We start from the raw sequence: 19615 nt of genomic DNA, 5'->3' as shown, positions 1-19615 counted from the left end.
GGGCCGTTACTGCTTCGTGTCTGCGAGCAATCGCTCTTCTTCGCGCTCGCTCTCGGCGTCAGCGTCGACGTCCGGTGCGGTTCGGTCGATCCGATCGACGGCCGCCACGCAGACTTTGAACGTCGCGAGAACGACGGGACCGACGAACACCCCGACGATCCCGAACAGGAGGACGCCGCCGATGGCGCCCACGAGGACGATCGCCGGATGGAGGCCGGCCCGCCGGTCGACGAGAATCGCCCGGAGGTAGTTATCGACGACGGCGAGCACCGCGATCCCGTACCCCAACAGAAGTACGCCGCGGACGGGGCCGCTCGAGACCGCGTGGGCGACCGTCACCGGGCCCCAGACGAGCCAGACCCCGATCGTCGGGAGGAACGACACGAGAACGAGGATGATCGCCAAAACGGGGGCGTACGGAACCCCAAGAAGGGCGATCCCCAACCCGCCGAGTATCCCCTGGATGACCGCAACGAGAACGTGACTGCGGAGGACCGCCTAGACGACGACGTGAATCTCCTCGAACAGGTCGTCGAGAATCCGGTTCTCGAGCGGGACGTGCCGTCGGATCCAGTCGACCACTGCTGGCCCATCCACGAGCAGATAGTACAGCACGAACACGAGGACGATAGTCCCCACGACGATGTCGGCGGCGGTGGTCACGACCCCGACGGTCCGGGCCAGGGTCACGTCGGCCGCACCCGCGATCGCTCCCTCGAGTTCGGCCGATACCGCCGACTCGAGGGCCGCGACCGTCCCATCGGCCAGTCCGAATTCGGTCCGCGCGAACTCTCCGACGTTCGCCGCGATGCGGTCGATCGAAGTCGTCTCGCGAACCGACGCGGCGGCGCGGAGAACGACCACCGAGACGAGCACCAGCGGGACGACACCGCCGACCACGGCGAGACCGGTGACCGTGAGTCCGGCGGTGCGAGCGCCGACTCGCGGTGCGAGCCGCTCGTACAGCGGACGGAGAACGACCGCGAGCAGGCAGGCCGCCAGCACGTACTCCACCAGCGGGAGCACGATCAGCGCGGCGAGCGCGCCGAGGACAGAGACCAGGAGAGCGAAAAACGAACTCCGAGCGTCCATACTGCAGCCTCTCCGATCGGACGCATAAGTGTTGATATTCTATACTGTCTTCTGCAGTAATGGAACGGCGTCCTCAGCCACGACACTGTCCGTCGATTCGGATGGAACGCCGCCCACAGATTCGGACGGAACGGCCCACAGATCCGAACTGAACGCCGGCCGCCTACAGGTTCGCGTAGGCTTCGTCGACCAACTCGCCGGTCTCGTCGACGATCGCCTGCCAGTTCTCGTCGTCGGGGGCGATCCCGAGCAGCCGTGCGATCTTCATGATCGAGACGTGGTAGACGACCTGTCGGCCCGGCTCCTCCTCCCAGACGACGACGTTACATGGGAACAGCGCCCCCATCTGTTCGGTCACGTCCAGCACTCGGTCGGCGATCTGGGGGTTGCAGGCCCCGAGCACGTAGTAGGGATCGCGGTCGGCGTCGACTTTCTCGTTGAGCAGATCCGACGGCGAGAACTCCGCCGGGACGCCGAACCCCACATCTGTGAACACCTCCCGGGTGTGCTCGATGGCTTCTTCGTGCTCCATCTCGAGGACCGCGCGGTGCTCGCCGTAGTCGTCCGGATCGATCTTCGTCGGGTCGATAGGAAGCGCCATACGCGACAGTTGGTCGTCCTGATCCTTATCGGTTTGCCGTCTCGAGTCCGGTGAGACGGGCGGGAATTGCTTCAACTCGTCCGTGTCGATCCCGCGGCGGCTCCGTGGCGACTAGAGCGGAATCGGGGCCCACTCGAGGAATCGGATCAATCGATTCGGATCGAACAACGGGTCGTGGATGACGAGCCAGTCGAGGAGAATCAGCCCGCCGCCGTGGGCAACGACGGACGGGAGGATAGAATTGGATTTGTAGTCGACCGCACCGAACAGGACGTCCGTGGGCCCCGACAGCAGGAACTCGATCGGCGGCTTCGAGGTGTGGTGAAGCATGTAGACGACGGGGCTGATGAACACCGCGCTGATGCCGATTTCTTTGACGCCGACGCAGAGCAGGCCGCGATAGTAGGTCTCGGCGGCCAGCGCGAGGAGAAACAGTTTCATCGCGTGCGGGATGAACACCGCCGGTGCGGCCGTCGTCTCCCAGATCGGATAGTACGCCCGGATCGTCGGTAGCGTCGAGCCGACGACGTAGAAGGGGAGGACGAACAGCGCGAGCAACACCGTATTTCGGACGGCGACGCGGTCGATCCGCCACCCGAGACGGTTCCCGTGGGACAGTCCGAGCGCGAGCGGTCCGCCGATCAGGAGCACGCCGTCGACGACGATTCGCTGATCCAGCCCGCTGGGAACGAGTCGCATCCACAACAGCGTGAGCACGGCTCCGGCCACTACCGACTTCTGGACCCAGGAGAGCTCCAATCGGTTCCGGAGCCAGCGACCGTCGTACCGATCCGGCTCGGACACCACGGTATTACTCGTCCGCGGTCGGAATCGGTCCGGTACCGATCACGTTCCGGACGTTCGCTTCGAACTCCTGGTGTCGCTGGAAGTACGTCTCGTCGACGTCCTCGAGCACGGTAGAGAGCTCGCGGGGTCCGTCGGGGGTCCGGATCACGCTCTCGCCCTCGAGTCGGTCGACTTCGCTCTTCTCTTTCGGCCAGGTCAGTCGCGAACTCACGCGGGCGAGCGGCGCGCCCTCGACGGGAGTCGGCTCTCCGAGTGAGACTGCCGGCTCCGCCTCCTCGTCCTCGTCACTCATGGGCGTTCGTTTGCGAGGGCGGCGATTCAAGCTTTCGCTTCCGCCGGTCGGCTCGAGCCGGGCTTCGACCCCGTTCGCATAGAAAAACAGACATGTGTCTGACGTATCGTTTTGTGGTGGGGAGCCGAACGGCCGCGTATGACAAGCCTGACGGAGGTCTACGACGGGACGGCACCGGAGGTGACGAGTCGCCGGCTGTACACGGGAACGGCATTCGTGTTGCTCGGCGCGGCGCTGGCCGTCGTTGCGGTCCTCGTGGCGACGACCGACTTCGTCGGCGGCTACGCGGTCGAGCTCTCGGGCGAGATGGCCGCCCAGTTCGCGACCGTCCGTGCTGCGGGCGTTCTGGCCGGACTCAGCGTTCCGATCATCCTCGTCGGCGTCTTCGTCGTCTTACCGGCCGGCCGCCGCGTCCAGGCCGCCGCCGCGATCAGCGCGAGCCTCTGCCTGCTCGGCGTCGCGCTCTTCTGGCACGCCTACCCCGAACACTGGCGCTACGGCGGTGACCAGCTCACGCTCGAGGTGAGCGTCGTCTACCTGCTCGGGCTCCTGACCGCGGTCTGGTGTCTGTTCACCGCCGTCGCGACGTTCAAGCGGCGCAACGATCCCGGCGGCGCCCTTCAGATGAACGTCACCCGACACAACAAGACGGTCATCGAGTCCGACGGGAGCGACTCGGGCGGTCTCGGGGGCATCGGATTCCTCGGCGGCACGCCGGACGGAGACGTGGAGACGCAGACCAACGCCGACGCCGACCAGAGCCGGACGACGGTCTCCGACGGACAAGCGGAGCGGACGACCGCGTCGCGACAGTCGACGGGTCGAACGGGGATGTCCGGCGGAAGGGGAACCGGCTCACCTACCCGCCGATCCGTCGGCGCTGCGACCAGCGACGGCGGGTCCGCTGCCTCGGACATCTCCTCGCCGCTGGAGTCGGGCGACGGCACCGACGCGGAGATCGTCGAGTCGCCGACCGAGCAGCCGAACGAACCGACGGATCGCTACTGTGGGAACTGCACGCACTTCGAGTACGTCCGCTCCTCGGATGGGATGGTCCCCTACTGCGCCCGCCACGAAACGGCGATGGACGACATGGACGCCTGCGATGAGTGGACGCCGAACCGACAGTAGTCAGCAGCCGAAAGCGGTTCAGAACGAGAGCGGTGCTCGTTTTTCTCGGCTGTCATTCTTCTCAGCTGTACTACCGCTGTAGGCGTGCCGTCCGTAATCACAAACTGGTAGCTCACAATGAGCCGTTCGGAGTCGTGCCGAGGCTGACTGACAGCTGTTGTTTCGTCTGGAGTCCCGTATGGAATCGCTGAACGATTTTCGACTGGTGTTCCGAGCATGCCATGGGGACGAGTATCCCCTCCTGGACCGGTATCATGTGTTGGGTCGAACTAGACGGTGCGAGGCGACAGCCGGGACAGGTGATACCACCGGCCGGTCGGTGGTGCAAGAGATCGGCCGTCGCTTCGGTGGTGAGCCCACAGATCGAGGTGAACCGCTCGAGGTGGTCGTCACAGCTGAGAACGGGAATCGTGAGCTGGTCCAGGAGGAGAAACGAAACGGCCTGCTGCCGATCTGATCGAAGGGCAGACCGGCACTCGTCACAGCGAATGGGCGGCTGGCCATCGGTGAAATCCGACCGTGGACGCTGGCGATCTGCTGCTGGCATTCGTGTATTCGACGGACCGCCGGACGGGTAAGTAATGGGATGACGAGTCGGTACTCGGACACTTCTCGCTAGAACCGGCAGTCGACTACAGACCGAGTAGCTGTCGCCCCATCTCGAAGCCCCACCGGGGGACTTCGAACACGAGCGCGGCGGCGAGGGCCAGTTCGCCGACGGTGACGATTACCATCATGAGATCCGCGCGTTTACTGCTGACCGCGACGCCGATCGGGAGTCCGAACTCCTCCTTCCAAAGCGGGTAAAACAGCGCGATCCCGCGCTTGCTCCCGGAGATATCGAGAACGTAATGGGTCAACACGCCGATCCAGACGTACTCGAGGTTGCCGAACACGTACGGGAAGGCGACGAAGCCGATCAGGATCGGCAGGTTGTGCAGCGTCTTCCGGTGTTTGCCGAAGGCGGTGTCGACGTCCGGGAAGAGCGCTCCGAGCGTCACGGGCACGCCGATCATCACGATCGTTCTGAACGTCTCCATATCCCCCACCGGTTCGAGCAGATAGCCCACCCCGATGCTCAACAGAACGGCGTTCAGCACGTGGCCCTTCTTGTTCATCTATCCGCATCTGGGAAGTCGTGGAAGGAATAGTTTTTCTTTCGAAACTGTCACCATGTCAGACATGTATCGGATTCGTTACTGATTCGAGGTGCGGGCGAGTGTGTCACCGAGTCGAATCGAGGGCTATGCGCTCCCGATCGGACCGACTGAAGGGATCGCACACCGATCGGACGGTCGTCGTTCGACCGGGCGTCCAGTGACGGTCAGCGACTTGTTTCCCGCGCCTCGAGTTCGGAGAGCAGGTCCTCGAGCGCCCGGTCGACGGTCTCGGCGCGAACGTCGGCGCGGTCGCCGTCGAATTCGTATCGCGAGACGGTCGCGTACGACTCCTCGCTGCCCCATGGACCCGCGTAGGAGACGCCGATGTAGACGGTGCCAACCGGATTGTCGTCGCTGCCGCCGGTCGGGCCGGCGACACCGGTCGTCGAGAGACCCCACGTCACGTCCGCGACATCCCGGATACCCCGGGCCATCTCGCGGGCGACGTGTTCGGAGACGGCACCGTGTTCGTCCAGCGCTTCGCGACTCACCCCGAGGTGGCGGCGTTTGGCCCCGTAGGCGTACGTCGTCAACCCGGCGTCGAAGTAGTCGCTCGCGCCCGGAACGGCGGTGATCGCCGCGCCGATCAGTCCACCGGTGCAGGATTCGGCGACCGCCAGCGTCTCCTCGCGATCGCGGAGCGCGTCGGCGACGTCCATCGGCAGGTCGCGATCGATGTCGTCGTTCACGGTTCGAGTAACGAACCGACGGCTTGTCAAGTCGTCGGGGTGAGCGATCCGAGCCACTCACAAAAATAAAATCCCATTAATGTACGTAATTATTTTAGTTTCGTGGAAAAAATATCAGAGCAGACGTTCATGAAAGAGTACAAAAGCATTTCGAGGCGGTCGGTGATCAAAGGGATCGGTGGAAGTGGCATCATCGGCGCGGTCGGAACCGCTAGCGGGAGCGACCGGACTGTGGCGGACGACCGCGAGGTCTATATCGTCCTCGGTGGGGGGACCGGGCTCCGCTCCCGACTCTCGAGGGCCGGGTTCGAAGTACGACACGAACTGGCCGACGGAGCGGTTTTCATCGTCCAAGGGCCGAAAGCGAAGCGCGACGAGCTTCGGTCGATGGCGGCCGTCACTGACGCCGTTACGAACGAGACGTACGTTTTCGACGATATCGAACAAAGCGAGGGCGAGGTGGTTCGCAGGGACGAGCCGTTGTCCGACAAACAGTGGGATAAGCGACTCATCCGCGCGGACGCGGCCCACGACCGGGCGACCGGCGATGGAACGACGATCGCGATTATCGACTCGGGAGTCAGTTTCAACCATCCGGATCTCGCATCGCGGGTCGACGCCGACCGGAGCCGACTCGTTCGAAACGCACACGTCCACGCCGGAACCGGCGAGGTGCGGACGGCCACGAACTCCGGACTCGTATTGAAGCCGACCGAACGGATCACACAGCCCGTCGCCGCCGACGTCGATGGACACGGCTCCCACGTCGCCGGCATCGCCGCCGCACCGCGCAACAGCTTCGGGATCGTCGGGATGGCCCCCGATGCGTTGATCGTCTCGCTTCGCACGATGTTTTTCGACCCCGTATACTCGTACGGTGAGACCACGTACAGCCAGCTTATCGGGACGCTTGCGGACATCCTCATCGCGATCGACTACGCCGTCGACCTCGGCGTCGACGTGGTCAACGCGAGCATTCGCGGGATCCGACCCAACAACAGCCGCGCGTTCGCCGCGGTTCGCCGCGTCGTGCAACACGCGATGCAACAGGGGGTCGTGGTCGTGGCCGCCGCCGGCAACAGAGGGGTCAACGTCGACCGTGAATCCGACTACGTGCTCCCCGCCGAGACCCCCGGAACAGTCACCGTCGCGGCGACCGGCCCGACCGACAAACGCAGCATCTACTCGAACTACGGTAACGGGGCGGTCGACGTCGCTGCGCCCGGCGGCGGCTACGAGACGCGAGCGAAAACACGGACGACCGATCCCGACGCGGTCGCGTACCCGCATCCGACGAACTACGTCCTCTCGACGGTCCCGGAATCGATTTACGGCGAGCGGTATCTGTACAAACCCGGCACGTCGATGGCGGCACCGCAGGTCGCCGGACTCGCCTGTTTGCTCCGCGAACTCGCGCCCGACCTACACCCGCGGCGCGTCCGGCAGGCGATCACGCAGGGTGCGGTCGAACTCTCGGGAGACAACACCGACGGGCTCGGTGCCGGCCGTATCGATGCACCCGCCGCGATCGAGCGGATCTCGGATCGTCTCTGAAGGCGACGATACGGATCGGGCAGAGTGAATCGCCACACTGACTGCAGCCGACGCTATACCGTCGCGCATGAACTACGAGACGCCGCTGTTCTTCCGCGTGATGGAGTACGCGGACGCCGCGGAGCGCGACGTCATCGACATGGTGAGCGGGAACCCCGACTGGGAGCCGCCCGAGGCGCTTCGGGAGGGGCTTCGCGAGTACGCCGACCTCGAGCCGGACCGGTTTCAGTACCCGCCCAGCGAGGGGCTGCTCGAGTTGCGCGAGGAGATCGCGGCACGCCGCGGCGTCGATGCCGATCAGATCGTCGTCACCAACGGCGCGGGCGAGGCGAACTATCTCGCGATGGCACGGGCCCTCGAGCGCGAGCGCGGCGACGAAATCCTCCTGACAGACCCAGTCTATCCCTACTATCCGGGAAAGACGACGATGCTCGGCGGAACGCAGCGCTTCGTCGCGACGGACGAGAAGGGGCAACTGGATTCGGACGATATCCGCACGGCCGCGAACGATGAGACGGCCGCGATCGTGGTCAATACGCCGAACAACCCGACGGGTGCTGTCTATCCCGCGGAGACGATGCGGGAACTCGTCGCCATCGCCGAAACGTACGACGCCGTCCTGATCAGCGACGAGGTGTACGACCACTACGACCTCTCGGGGGCGTTCGCGAGCGCGCTCGAGACCGATTCGGCCCACCGGATCGTCACCAACGCGTTTTCGAAATCGATGGCGATCACCGGGGCCCGGGTCGGCTATGCGATCTTCCCGCCGGAACTCGTCGCGAACGCGAAGAGCCGACACATGCTGGTTAACGTCGCCACGACCCGCCCCGGCCAGTTCGCTGTCCTGCAGGCGCTGCGCGAGACGGGACCGGACTACTACGAGCGCAACCGAGAGCGGCTCCGCGGGCGCGTCGAAACGTTTACCGACGCGCTCGAAGCTGCGGGCGCGGAGTACACCACGCCGAGGGGGTCGTTCTACGTGATGGCTCGCTTCGAGGACTATCCGGGTACGATCGCGAACGTCGAGCGACTGATCGACGAGGCCGGCGTGGCCGGCATGCCTGGCGAGGCCTTCGGCGAGTCGCGGACGGAGTGGCTGCGATTCGCACTCGTCACGTCGCGCGTCGAGGAGGCGGCCGAGCGGTTAGCGGCGTACTTCGAGTGAGACGCGATCCGGCCACAATACAAATACGCGGCTAGACCGTCGGGCCGGTGAGTCATGTTGCTCGAGGCCGTCGTCGTCGCGTTCGTCGCGAGCCAGATCGGCTATTTCGTCGTCAGCTGTGGGCTCGTAGGGCTGTTCGCCCGTCGACCGCTCAACGCGGTCGACGAACGGACGCTCGGTCGAGTGCTCGAGGAATCGAGGGCCGACTCCGCGACGGGCCCACAGCAGATGCGGACAGCCGGCGATCTGTGCCTCGCGACGGAGCCGCCACCACCTGTCGAGGACGGTCCCGGGCCCGACTGTCGGCTGCCAGCGACCACGCAGCGGCGAATTCACGTTCTCGTGCCCGTCTCCGGTACCCGGAATGAGGCGCTCGAGGAGACGCTCGCGTCGATCGCGGGACAGAGCTATCCCGCCGGCCGCGTTTCCGTCTCCGTGATCATCGGGCCCGGCGAACCCGCCGTGGCCGAGCTAACCGGTGCCATCGAGTCAGGCCAGGCGAGCGGTGTGACAGTCGAAGTAGTCGAGATCGACGACGCAGTGCGTGCGGCCGATCGGACAACCGACGACCGGACGCGGACCGACCGCGGCAGCTGTCGAGTCGGCGCAGCCACGATGGCCGAGGCGTTCGCGACGCTCTCAGTCGATGACGACGATATCGTCACCGTGGTCAACTCGGGCACGCGGCTCCCCGTCGACACGTTCGAACTCGCCGTCGCCGGCCTCGAGGAGTACGATATCGTGCAGGCGAAACGAACCGCGGGGAACGTCGACGACGGACTCCTTCCGCTGCTCGAGTCTACGGGCAGCGCGATTCGCTCGGACCTGCTGTTTGCGAACTCGAACACCGGACCGTACCGACTGCTCGACGAGGGATACTTCCTGCCGGCCGACGTGCTGGCCGACCTCGAGCGCTGGCGGCGCGATGGCGCGACCGGATCGATGCCGCTCGACGCGGCGGCGTTCCGGCGAGGGTATACGCTCGGTGTCCTGAACCGGTACGTCCGGAACCGCTGTCCGACCGGTATCGACGAGTGGGTCCGCGAGAAGCGACGGCAGGTCTTCGAGCCGTACCGACGCCTTCGAGCGCCGAACTGGTCCGCGTTCGATCGACTCCGGCTCGTGACCGGAACCGGTCTGACGCACCTGCTCGCGGTCACGAACGTCGTCGGAATCCCGGTCGGACTGGTGGTCGCACTGGCGACCGTGGCCGGGTGGCTCTCCCTCTCCCCGCTCCTCGCGGCTCTCGTCGCCTGCAACGCGGTCGTCTGGGCGTACTACAGCGTCCGTTCCTATCGCGCGGCCTGGCACGCCGTGCCCTTCGAGAGCCGCTGGGTACGGATACGATACTCGCTGCTCTCGAACCCCTTCGCGCACGCACTGTACGCGACGCTGTGGGCCGTACCGCTCGCGCTGGCGCTCCGCGACGCCGTCACCGGCAACGAGTCGTCGGTTTCGGGAACGCTGACGGAGTGAGCGTGGCAGAAGTGCCACCGATCGGGAGTCGAGACCGACGAATACTCGTGTTGGGACGGGGAACCGAGCCGTATGAGTGGCATCGACGTCGAACCGGTCGACGAGGAAGACGAGGCGAGGGAGGGGAACAACGACGACGCACACACCATCGAGGTGACGCCGACGGACTCGGTCGACGACGCGGAGCCGGCGGAACGCGAGACCATCGACGTCGAGCCGTCGGACGAGCCGATCGACGGCCCCGAGTACGTCCTCTACGGCGGTAAAGGCGGCGTCGGAAAGACGACGATGGCAGCCGCGACGGCGCTCGACAGCGCCCGCGGCGGCACCCGGACGCTGGTCGTTTCGACCGACCCGGCCCACTCGCTCTCGGACACGTTCGAGACGGACATTCCGGCCGACCCCGGACGGATTCGCGACGACATCCCCCTCTACGCGGCCGAGATCGATCCCGAGGCCGCGCTCGAGGAGGGCGAGACTCCCTTCGGGGGCTCGAGCGCGGGCACGGACGCGAATTCGGGACCCGGGCCTGGATCCGACGAGGGATCGCCCTTCGGCGGCGATGAGGCTGGCGGCTCCCCGTTCCCCGGTGGCGCTGGCGGCGACGGCGGTCCGCTCGGCGGCCTCGGCGAGATGCTCGGCGGCGAGTCGCCAATGGACGCCCTCTTCGGCGGCGCGATGCCCGGAGCGGACGAGGCCGCCGCGATGCAACTCCTGCTCGAGTACATGGACGACGAGCGCTTCGAGCGCGTGATCGTCGACACGGCACCGACGGGCCACACCCTCCGACTGCTCCAGTTGCCCGAGATCATGGACACGATGATGGGCCGGCTCGTCAAATTCCGCCAGCAGATCGGCGGGATGATCGACGGCGTCAAGGGGATGTTCGGCGGGAGCGAGGACACCGACGAGGACGATCTCGAGGACCTGGACGTGTTACGCGAACGCATCGAGCGCCTGCGGGCCGCCCTGCGCGATCCCGCGCGGACGGACTTCCGGATCGTTATGGTCCCCGAGGAGATGAGCGTCCTCGAGTCGAAGCGCCTGCGCCAGCAACTCCGGGAGTTCGAGATCCCCGTCGGAACCGTGGTCGTCAACCGGGTGATGGAACCGCTCTCGAACGTCACCGACGACGTCGACGGTGAGTTCCTCCAGCCGAACCTCGACGACTGCGCGTTCTGTCAGCGCCGCTGGGACGTTCAGCAGAACGCGCTGGCAGAGGCCCAGGACCTCTTCCGCGGCACCGAGGTCCGACGCGTCCCGCTATTCGCCGACGAGGTCCGCGGCGAGGGCATGCTCGAGGTCGTGGCGGCCTGCCTGCGGTAGTCGTCGCCGCGCCGTCGATCGTCGTCGACGAGCGACGTTACTCAGCTTCATCGGTCGAAACGACCGTCACCGGCCGATCGCTCTCGAGAATTACGGACTTGGCGCCGCTCCCGAAGAGCGCCTTGCCGACGGGCGATCGTCCTTCGACGCCGACGACGATCGCGTCGCTGTCGTACTCCGCGGCTGCCTCGAGGATCGCGTCCGCGGGATCGCCCGATCGGGATCGGACGCAACGCTATCGGAATCGTCCTGATCACGCTCGTCGCGGTCGGCTGGCTGCCGATCGCCTGGGAGATCGATCTCGGAACGCTCCCAACGGAGTTCGCCGAAGTGTTCTAAGACTGGCTTGTGCGGTTAGCGGGCTGAGAACACCGGTACTTCCGCGAGCGCCGAAGGCGCGAGTGGGCCGACGACTGACCCGGAAGCCGCGCAACGCGCGGCTGGAGGGGAAGGAGGAGTGCTTTTGATCGACCTTTTACCGAGGGACATCCGAGCGAGGCGCGACGCGCCTCGCTCGTGATAGACCGCAGCGTAAAAGGTCGTTAGTCGTCCGCGGGCAACTGCGTCCCGCCCACGTCGGGGCGGCTCACGTCGCGGTCGGTCTCCTCGCCCTCGATGTCGTAGGGGTACTCGCCGGTCACGCAGCCCAGACAGAGGTCGAGTCGGTCCTTCTCGAGCACCTCCGCGACGGCGTCGGTCGAGAGGTAGGCGAGGCTGTCGGCGTCGATCTCGTCGCGGATTTCGGCGGTCGATTTGTCGGCTGCGATGAGCTCCTCGCGGGTGGCCATGTCGATGCCCATGTAGCAGGGGGCGACGATGGCCGGCGCGCCGATGCGGACGTGGACTTCCTCGGCACCGCAGTCCTTGAGGAGCTGGACGAGCTGTGTCGAGGTTGTCCCGCGGACGATCGAGTCGTCGATGACGGTGACGGTCTTGCCCTCGATCGTGGATTTGATCGGATTGAGCTTGAGCCGCACCGCGCGTTCGCGCTCGTCCTGGGTCGGCATGATGAACGTCCGGCCGACGTAGCGGTTCTTCATCAGCCCCTCCGCGAACTCGACGCCGTCGTCGTCCGCGGCTCGAGGCTCGCCGTCGGCGGTCGTCTCGCTCGCGGCGTCGGCGTAGCCCGAGGCGAACGCTCGCCCGGAGTCGGGGACCGGCATCACCACATCGGTCTCGACGCCGCTTTCCGCCCAGAGCTTGCGGCCGAGATTGCGGCGGGCCTCGTAGACGAGCGTGTCGTCGATGACGCTGTCGGGGCGCGCGAAGTAGACGTGTTCGAAAAAGCAGTGGGCGGTGTTGTCCTGCTCGACGAGCTGGTAGGAGTCGAACCCTGCGCCGTCTTCCTGCAGGACGACCAGTTCGCCCGGTCGAACGTCGCGGACAAGTTCCCCGTCCAGGGTGTCGATGGCCGCCGACTCGGAGGCCAGAATGTAGCCGTCCTCGAGTTCTCCGATACAGAGCGGGCGGTTCCCCTGCGGATCGCGCACGCCGAGGACCGTGTCGTCGTGGGTGATCGTCAGCGAGTACGAGCCGTGGATCCGCCCCATCGTCCGCTTGACGGCGCGGACGAGGTCCTCCTCGAGGAGGTTGCGCGCGAGGTCGTGGGCGATGACCTCGGTGTCGCCGTCGCTGGTGAAGGCGTGGCCCACGGCGGCGAGTTCGTCGCGGATCTCGTCGGCGTTGACGAGGTTGCCGTTGTGCGAGAGGCCCAGCGAACCGCTCTTGAACGAGACGGAAAAGGGCTGTGCACAGGAGGAGTCGACCGAGCCGGCGGTCGGATACCGAACGTGCCCGATTCCCGCCGATCCGTTGAGCGCGTCGAGATCGTCCTCGCCGAACGCGTCGCCCACGAGCCCCATCTCGACGTGGCTGTGCTGCTGAAAGCCGTCGTGGGTGACGATCCCCGCGGACTCCTGCCCGCGATGCTGGAGCGCGTAGAGCGCGTAGTACAACGGTCGCGCCGCGTCCCGACCGTCAAGTGAGACGCCGACGACGCCGCACTTTTCGGTCATTCCTGTTCGCCGGGGAGTTTCGCCCCGCCCATCAGTCATGGGAGTCAGTAGGGCATCGAGCCGATAAAAATCCCCGTGTTTGTGCTCCTTCGACTCCCCATCTAGCTGAATTATGACCACGTTCGTGCATATCCGTCGAGAAACTGCGTGACGGGACATCCACACCACGATCGCCACCGTTCGATGGCAATCTCGTTCCGTTCCCATCGACGCCGTTTCCGGCCGGTCGAACTGACTCACGACGGCTGCACGACGACGAGTCCCACGAACGTGAACAGTTCTCGCGACTGCATCGGCGGTCCGCTCCGGACCGACGCCATGGAGCAGGCTGCGAAGCGCAGGCCGTCACGACGCTCATCGATCCCAGGTGCGGAATGACTCGAGGAGCGAGAACCGCGCGCACTCGAACCCGCGGACCCTCATACCGGCCACCAGCCGTGAGAGAGCGGCAGTCGGTAGCGCCCGACCGTGGACCCCGCGTTCGTGGCCGCCCGCCGGCCCCTCCGGTACCGGGATCGAACAGCCCATCTACGCGAGCCGCCCGGTCCGCGGGCATCACGCCGAGCGTTCCGCGAGCCGTCGCTCGCGGTACCTCGAGACACAGCGTTCAAGAGAGTCGCCCCGAGTTCACAGCGTATGCGACTCGAGGAGTACTGGGGGGTCGGCCCGAAGACGCGGGAGACGTTGATCGAGGAGCTGGGTCACGAGCGGGCGATCCAGGCGATCGAAAGCGGAGACGTGCGGGCACTTGCCGACGCCGGACTCGCCCGCGGACGAGCGACGCGGATCCTGCGCCAGGCGATCGGCGGCGCGGGAATGGACATTCTGGCGACTGGCGACGCACGATCGGCTTACAAGGAGCTGCTGGATCTCGCGGTCGACCACGCCGTCACACAGCGCGCGGCGGACAGGATTCGCGTGCTGACGCCACTCAATAGCCGGGCGGCGATGGACGACCGCCTCGACGACGTACTTGCGGCCAGGGACGCTTGGGCTGACCTCGCCAACGACGACCGCGAGGCCGTGCTCGCGGCCTACGAACGCTACGACGAGCGCGCCGGGAGCGAGCACGCGGCCGTCGAGGCCGCGCTCGCGTTGCTCGCGGCCGGCGTCGATTCGGGGCCGTTCGCCGCGATCGCCGACCTCGAGCGCGACCGGCTCGCGGCGGCCGCCGAAGCGCTGGCGGCGTTAGACGGCGGCCGAGTCCGCGAGGGAGCCGACGAAGAACTCGATCGCCTCCGAGACGCGCTGGGTGCGGTCGAGGACATGGACGCCGACGCCCTCGCGCTGATCGAGGACCTTCGCTCGGAAGGGGTGCACGACGTCGAGGGCTTTCGCCAGTCGTTCGAGGACCGCCTGTTGAGCGAGACCGACGTGACGATCGACCGGGTTCGGGACGCGATGCCGACCGACGCGGCGGACGCGACCGATTTCGTCGGAGACACGTTGCGAACGCTGCGGACCGACCTCACGGCGGCTGTCGACGAGCGGGAGGAAACCGTCGCGAGCGACCTCCGGGAAACGCTCGGAGACGCCCGCGATGCCGTCGATCAGGCGGTCGAAGCGGTCGACGACATCGCCTTGCACCTCTCGCTGGCCCGCTTCGCGCTCGAGTACGATTGCACTCGCCCTGTCTTCGTAACGGGCGAAGACGCGGCCGTCTCCGTGGTCAACGCACGCAATCTCACGCTCGCCGCACGAGACGACGAGTCGGTCCAACCGGTCACCTACGGGCTCGGCGAACACGGTATCACGAGCGTTCCGGACGGTGTGAACGCGGTCCCCGGCGAACAGCGCGTCGCCGTCCTGACGGGTGCGAACAGCGGCGGTAAGACGACCCTGCTCGAGACGCTGTGTCAGATCGTCCTGCTAGCGACGATGGGGCTACCGGTTCCCGCGGATCGAGCCGAGGTGACGCCCGTCGACTCGCTGGTCTTCCACCGCCGGCACGCGAGTTTCAACGCCGGCGTCCTCGAGTCCACGCTGCGGTCGATCGTCCCCCCGCTCTCGTCGGGCGGCCGCACCCTCATGCTGGTCGACGAGTTCGAGGCGATCACGGAGCCGGGCAGCGCGGCGGACCTGCTCCACGGACTGGTCACGCTCTCCGTCGACCGCGAGGCGCTGGGCGTCTTCGTCACCCATCTCGCGGACGACCTCGAGCCGCTCCCCCCACAAGCGCGGGTCGACGGCATCTTCGCGGAGGGGCTGAACCCCGACCTCGAGTTGCTCGTCGATTACCAGCCCCGCTTCGGCACGGTGGGCCGCTCGACGCCGGAGTTCATCGTCTCGCGACTCGTCGCGAACGCGAGCGACCGGGGCGAACGCTCCGGGTTCGAGACGCTGGCCGAGGCCGTCGGCAACGAGGTCGTCCAGCGGACGCTCGCGGACGCTCGCTGGACCGCCGACGAGTGAGTTACGACGGCCCACCCCCGCTCCTGTCCCCGCATCCGCTCCCGTCACCGTTATCTGTCCCTTCTTCGCGGTTGGTTCGATCCTCGAGACGGGTCTCGTCATCGAGGCGGTTTTCGTCCTCGAGCCAGCGGTCCGGCGTGGGCTCGTACCCGGTTCCGGGTTCGGTGTCGATCGGCTCGCCGTAGGTGTAGAGCGTTCCGTCGTACTCCTCGCAGACCCGGGCCTCGAGGTAGGCCTGCGCTGCTCGCCGCGAGAGCGCCCCCATCTCGATGACGTCGGCCAGTGCGGTCTTCGTCGCTCGAAACCATTGCCTGACCGAATCTGCGACGTCGGAATCGGCTTCGACGATCGCGCCTCGACCGCCGTCGCGGCCGTCGCCCCACTCGAGCCAGCAGACCCGATAGGCGTCGACCGCGTAGTCGGCCGCCGGATCGACCAGATACAGCGCCTCGTGGACACAGGGATCGAGATGATCCGTCAGGATTCGATCGCGGCTAATCGAATCCGCCACCAGGGGCCCCGCGACCGAGCCGTCGGCCAGCGGCGTTGCGGACGTGATCTCGCCGGCCAGCGACAGCGTCTCGCCGCCCCAGTGGCTGTACCGCAGGTCGTAGAGCCGATCCGGTCGCCGGTAGGCGACGAGGGCCCTATGCCCCATCGTCCACCCTGTCTGAGTGGGTCGAGTCGGTCCGCTCGAGGCCCGAGCGGGGAACTGTGTGACGGGTCACGGCGGCTCTGGCCGCCCGTCCGTACTTGAACCTGCGGACGTCCGCGTTCTCGAGGTCGGTGGCTCCGGGAGATACGTCCCTCCTCTCTCCTGTCCATTCGGCGGGACCGTGAGAGGTGGACGGCCCGTTGGACACCTCAGCAGGACACCGAAATCCGCTGGCGGGGAACCGGTTCGCCGACCGGGCCGTCCGCGTCGACCGACTGATCGACGCGGTAGATGGTCACCGACTCGACGTCGTCGGGGGCGCGGTCACAGAAGTACGCCGCCGCGGGATCGAGGTGAGCGTCTCCACCGCCGCCGCGCAGCTTCGTTCCGTAGCGCTTCCAGAGCGCCGACGGATACCGATCCATGGCGTCCGGCGGGCGGTCGAAATCGACCGTTTCGCCGTCGACGAGATCGATCGGGGCACCCGATTCGCGCTCGGCCTCGACGACGTACCAGCTGTACTCGTCCGGCGGATCGGGTGCGAAGAAGGCCCAGCTCGCACCACCCAGTTCCTCGCCGCCCGGGGTTGGTCCGGTATCGACGAGGCCGGCCGCGGTCACCTGCCAGCTCACCACGGAGAGGAAAACGCAGGCGAACAGTACCGTCGTCCCGAGACGAACCCCGCGCCGGATCCGTGGCGCGCCCGGGAGAGCCCGTGGACCGGTTCCGCTTTCGTCCCGTGGCGTCGCGAGCGCCTCGAGACGGCGTCTCGACGCGGTCTGCGACACGAACTCGTCGATGGGATCCCAGAACTGCGGCGGGAGGAACAATAGCAGGGCGGCGATCATCACGAACGGAAAGGCACCCAGGCGCATCGTCGCCGCCATCCCGAGGTGCGCGCCCACGAACGCACCGACGGTCGCGATCCGGAGCCGGCCGGTCGCGAGCACGAGCAGCGGCGACGTCGACAGGACGGCGATCCAGAGCCAGTTGGCCGCAGTGAGTAGCGCCGGATACTCCGCCGCGGTCGGGCCGAGCAGGAAGACGAAGTCCTGAAGCTGGAAGATGCGCCTGACCGCCGTGCCGCTCATCCATGCGTCGCTCCGGAACTTGAGGACGGCGTTGAGCAGGTAGATCACCGCGACGTGGAGGAGAACGGTCGCAGTTGCCGCCGAGACGACCCGCGGGCCGTCTCGCGAGTCGATGGAATCGGAACGTTTGTCCGCGAGGCGACGCGGACGAAGCGACCAGCGCCGCTCGAGCGGGAGCGTCGCCGCGAGGACGAGCAGGGAGAGGAGGATCGTATCGCCGCCGTTGACGAGGTACGGATTGCGGGCGAACAGCGACGCGAGGAGGAGCGCCGAGACGAGCGCCGCGAGTCGGTGCCGGTAGCCGACCAGAAGGCACGCGGCGGCACCGCCCGCGATCGCGACCAGTAGGGCCTGTAGCCACACCGAACCGGAAAGGGCGTGCAGGGACCACGTCGCGAGCGTCGGAGACGCCTCCGCGAGGGCGGACCGGGGGAGGACCCCCGCGTCGGTGTAGAACGGTACCAGCCCCGGAACGCGGAGGAAGAGGAGATCGCAGAGGACGACGAGTCCCAGTCCGATCCGGAACGCAGCCAGTGCGCGGGGATCGATCCCGAGTCGCGACCGACCGAACGCGCGAAGCGACGCGAGCGTCGTCGACTCGCCGTCGGCCGTCGTGAGTGTCGATCGAGCGCCAGTCATGCGGAGCAGTCGGATCGACCCCGGATTGTCAAGCGGAATATAAGTATTTTCTCCTCCACGGCGCTCGAAAACGCGAGCGAACCGCCCCCACGGGAGGATCCATTCCGGTTACGCCGGCGGACTCGCCCGTCGTTCGGCACGGGTCGCGACCGACTCGTTCATCGCGACGAACGCGCGTTCGACCCGGCCCTCGTCGAACAGTAGCGGGACGAGCGCACCTCTGACCGTCTCTCGCTGTAGCAATCGCGTCCGCCGCCCGTCGTCGATCGACACGAGGTGGAACTCGTGGTAGCGATCGAGCGCGAACGGGAGAACGAACCGATCGAGCCAGGCGAGCCGTCTGTACGGCTCGACGGTGACGATCATCGGTCCATCGAGGAACCGACGGGAATCGACGGGCGGGTACCGGCCCCGTCGCTCCGTCCCGTCGATCGCGATTCCCTCGACGGTTCGACTGACCGGGTTCCACTCCGGATAGTATTCGAACTCGAGCAGCGCCTCCCAGACGACATCGGGCGGCGCGTCGATTTCGACGAACACTTCGACTACGTTCATAGGTATCGTAGGACACACATGGGAATGGCTGTACCGGTCACCCGTCCGCCGGTGACTTCGGTTACGGCTCCGAAACGAGGAAGGATACGCGGTATCGACCGCGAGAGCGGTCGATTCGGCCCTCGATCGGCCTCGAATCGCGGGCGCGTGACGAGTCGATCGGCTGGTTCGAGGTTACGCGCTGTTGTTGAACCGCCGGTTCGTCGAGAGCGGCGCGTCGCCGGGTTCGCCCCGGACGAAGTGACCCGCCGGGTTCGTTTCGCCGTCCCGTTCCATCGAGAGAAGTTCGACGAACCACGCCTCGTGTTCGATCTCCTCCTGCAGGATGCGCTGGGCCATGTCGTAGGTCCGCGGGTCGACGCCGTGGGTCATGTCGCAGATCTCCGACCACGTTCGGATCGCACAGCGCTCGGCCTCGAGCAGCACTTCGAGGATGCTCTCGGCGGTCAGGTTCTCGAGGTCGAACCCCTCGGTTTCGTAGGGCACCGGCATCTCCGCGTCCGGACAGGACGCGCGATCCGCGAACTCCCGAATGTCGTTGGGTAGCGCGCCGCCGAGTTCGTACACTCGCGGCGCGACGAGTTCGAAGTGCGCCCGGTCCTCGAGGCGGGCGTCCTCGGTGATCTCCTTGTAGTCCTCGTGCCCAGCGAGGTGCATTCGGAGGTTCGTGTAGTAGTAGTACGTGGTGAACTCGGCACCGATCGCGTCCAGCAGTTTCTCGCGTAGTTCTGCGGGCTCGAGCCCGCGCTCGCGGAGCACGGCCATTCCGACGCGCTCGCTCGTGTCCCCCGCATCGACGTTCCCTGCCGCGTGTGGTTTCTCGTCGGACATCGCACCAAAGAACTCCCAGAACTCGACGCATCAATCTTTGCTTGCGACTGCCGTCCCGATCCGAGCAGCGCCGCCGTCCGTCTCTCTCGGGCGGTTCGGTCGACCGATCTCATCGTGTCCG

The 19615-nt window shown here is 66.5% G+C and carries 18 protein-coding genes and 1 pseudogene; 7 read left to right on the top strand and 12 right to left on the bottom strand.

The genetic code is table 11. The annotated features are described in order from the left end of the window. Positions 1-6: 6 nt before the first annotated feature. From LDH74_RS09115 to LDH74_RS09100, 4 genes and pseudogenes are all read right to left on the bottom strand, one after another. Positions 7-1092 (bottom strand): annotated as a pseudogene (locus LDH74_RS09115) (AI-2E family transporter). 163 nt (positions 1093-1255) lie between these two features. Then, positions 1256-1693, bottom strand: a complete 438-nt coding sequence (locus LDH74_RS09110) for a DUF302 domain-containing protein (RefSeq protein ID WP_226042186.1) — start codon at positions 1691-1693, stop codon at positions 1256-1258. Between the two features lie 111 nt (positions 1694-1804). Beyond that, positions 1805-2500 (bottom strand): CPBP family intramembrane glutamic endopeptidase, encoded by a 696-nt coding sequence (locus tag LDH74_RS09105; protein ID WP_226042185.1) that lies wholly within the window; start codon positions 2498-2500, stop codon positions 1805-1807. A gap of 4 nt (positions 2501-2504) precedes the next feature. Further along, a complete protein-coding gene (locus LDH74_RS09100; RefSeq protein ID WP_226042184.1) occupies positions 2505-2792 on the bottom strand; it encodes a DUF5789 family protein in 288 nt (95 codons plus the stop codon). 138 nt (positions 2793-2930) lie between these two features. Between LDH74_RS09100 and LDH74_RS09095 the strand changes: the two genes are divergently transcribed. Further along, positions 2931-3923: a hypothetical protein gene (locus LDH74_RS09095; protein ID WP_226042183.1), complete on the top strand. Its 993-nt coding sequence runs from the start codon at positions 2931-2933 to the stop codon at positions 3921-3923. A 259-nt stretch (positions 3924-4182) separates the two neighbouring features. Next, entirely contained in the window at positions 4183-4380 is a 198-nt protein-coding gene (locus LDH74_RS09090) for a hypothetical protein (protein WP_226042182.1), read from the top strand. 175 nt (positions 4381-4555) lie between these two features. On the opposite strand, the gene LDH74_RS09085 is transcribed toward LDH74_RS09090, so the two are convergent. Together LDH74_RS09085 and LDH74_RS09080 are read right to left on the bottom strand one after the other, a co-directional pair. Next, positions 4556-5041, bottom strand: a complete 486-nt coding sequence (locus tag LDH74_RS09085; RefSeq protein WP_226042181.1) for a metal-dependent hydrolase — start codon at positions 5039-5041, stop codon at positions 4556-4558. A gap of 206 nt (positions 5042-5247) precedes the next feature. Next, complete coding sequence (locus tag LDH74_RS09080; protein ID WP_226042180.1) at positions 5248-5772, bottom strand: CinA family protein; 525 nt, start codon at positions 5770-5772, stop codon at positions 5248-5250. A gap of 129 nt (positions 5773-5901) precedes the next feature. Here LDH74_RS09080 and LDH74_RS09075 point away from each other — a divergent pair, with 129 nt between their 5' ends. The 4 genes from LDH74_RS09075 to LDH74_RS09060 all read left to right on the top strand — a co-directional run bounded on the left by LDH74_RS09075 (position 5902) and on the right by LDH74_RS09060 (position 11296). Next, positions 5902-7326, top strand: coding sequence for a S8 family serine peptidase (locus tag LDH74_RS09075; RefSeq protein WP_226042179.1), 1425 nt, complete (start codon positions 5902-5904; stop codon positions 7324-7326). Positions 7327-7393: 67 nt separating this feature from the next. Then, positions 7394-8494 carry a pyridoxal phosphate-dependent aminotransferase gene (locus tag LDH74_RS09070; RefSeq protein WP_226042178.1) on the top strand — a complete coding sequence of 367 codons (1101 nt, stop codon included), beginning with the start codon at positions 7394-7396 and terminating at the stop codon, positions 8492-8494. 54 nt (positions 8495-8548) lie between these two features. Continuing rightward, positions 8549-9970 carry a glycosyltransferase family 2 protein gene (locus LDH74_RS09065; RefSeq protein WP_226042177.1) on the top strand — a complete coding sequence of 474 codons (1422 nt, stop codon included), beginning with the start codon at positions 8549-8551 and terminating at the stop codon, positions 9968-9970. A 72-nt stretch (positions 9971-10042) separates the two neighbouring features. Further along, positions 10043-11296, top strand: a complete 1254-nt coding sequence (locus LDH74_RS09060; protein ID WP_226042176.1) for a TRC40/GET3/ArsA family transport-energizing ATPase — start codon at positions 10043-10045, stop codon at positions 11294-11296. A gap of 37 nt (positions 11297-11333) precedes the next feature. On the opposite strand, the gene LDH74_RS09055 is transcribed toward LDH74_RS09060, so the two are convergent. Further along, a complete protein-coding gene (locus LDH74_RS09055) occupies positions 11334-11492 on the bottom strand; it encodes a universal stress protein (RefSeq protein WP_345778554.1) in 159 nt (52 codons plus the stop codon). Between the two features lie 346 nt (positions 11493-11838). Beyond that, positions 11839-13311 carry an amidophosphoribosyltransferase gene (gene purF, locus LDH74_RS09050; protein ID WP_226042515.1) on the bottom strand — a complete coding sequence of 491 codons (1473 nt, stop codon included), beginning with the start codon at positions 13309-13311 and terminating at the stop codon, positions 11839-11841. A 636-nt stretch (positions 13312-13947) separates the two neighbouring features. Between purF and LDH74_RS09045 the strand changes: the two genes are divergently transcribed. Then, positions 13948-15723, top strand: coding sequence for a DNA mismatch repair protein (locus LDH74_RS09045; protein ID WP_226042175.1), 1776 nt, complete (start codon positions 13948-13950; stop codon positions 15721-15723). A 1-nt stretch (position 15724) separates the two neighbouring features. Here LDH74_RS09045 and LDH74_RS09040 read toward each other — a convergent pair whose 3' ends face one another. The 4 genes from LDH74_RS09040 to dps form a co-directional block, all read right to left on the bottom strand. Continuing rightward, complete coding sequence (locus tag LDH74_RS09040; RefSeq protein ID WP_226042174.1) at positions 15725-16381, bottom strand: DUF6735 family protein; 657 nt, start codon at positions 16379-16381, stop codon at positions 15725-15727. Between the two features lie 206 nt (positions 16382-16587). Further along, positions 16588-18108, bottom strand: a complete 1521-nt coding sequence (locus tag LDH74_RS09035) for an HTTM domain-containing protein (protein ID WP_226042173.1) — start codon at positions 18106-18108, stop codon at positions 16588-16590. Positions 18109-18216: 108 nt separating this feature from the next. Continuing rightward, positions 18217-18663 (bottom strand): SRPBCC domain-containing protein, encoded by a 447-nt coding sequence (locus LDH74_RS09030; RefSeq protein WP_226042172.1) that lies wholly within the window; start codon positions 18661-18663, stop codon positions 18217-18219. Positions 18664-18837: 174 nt separating this feature from the next. Next, positions 18838-19494 (bottom strand): DNA protection during starvation protein, encoded by a 657-nt coding sequence (gene dps / locus LDH74_RS09025; RefSeq protein ID WP_226042171.1) that lies wholly within the window; start codon positions 19492-19494, stop codon positions 18838-18840. Positions 19495-19615: the final 121 nt, after the last annotated feature.

This window comes from Natrinema sp. DC36 (assembly GCF_020405225.1).
Classification (GTDB): domain Archaea; phylum Halobacteriota; class Halobacteria; order Halobacteriales; family Natrialbaceae; genus Natrinema.
The sequence above is the reverse complement of the archived record's forward strand: the minus strand, read 5'-3'. Positions and strand labels throughout refer to the sequence as shown.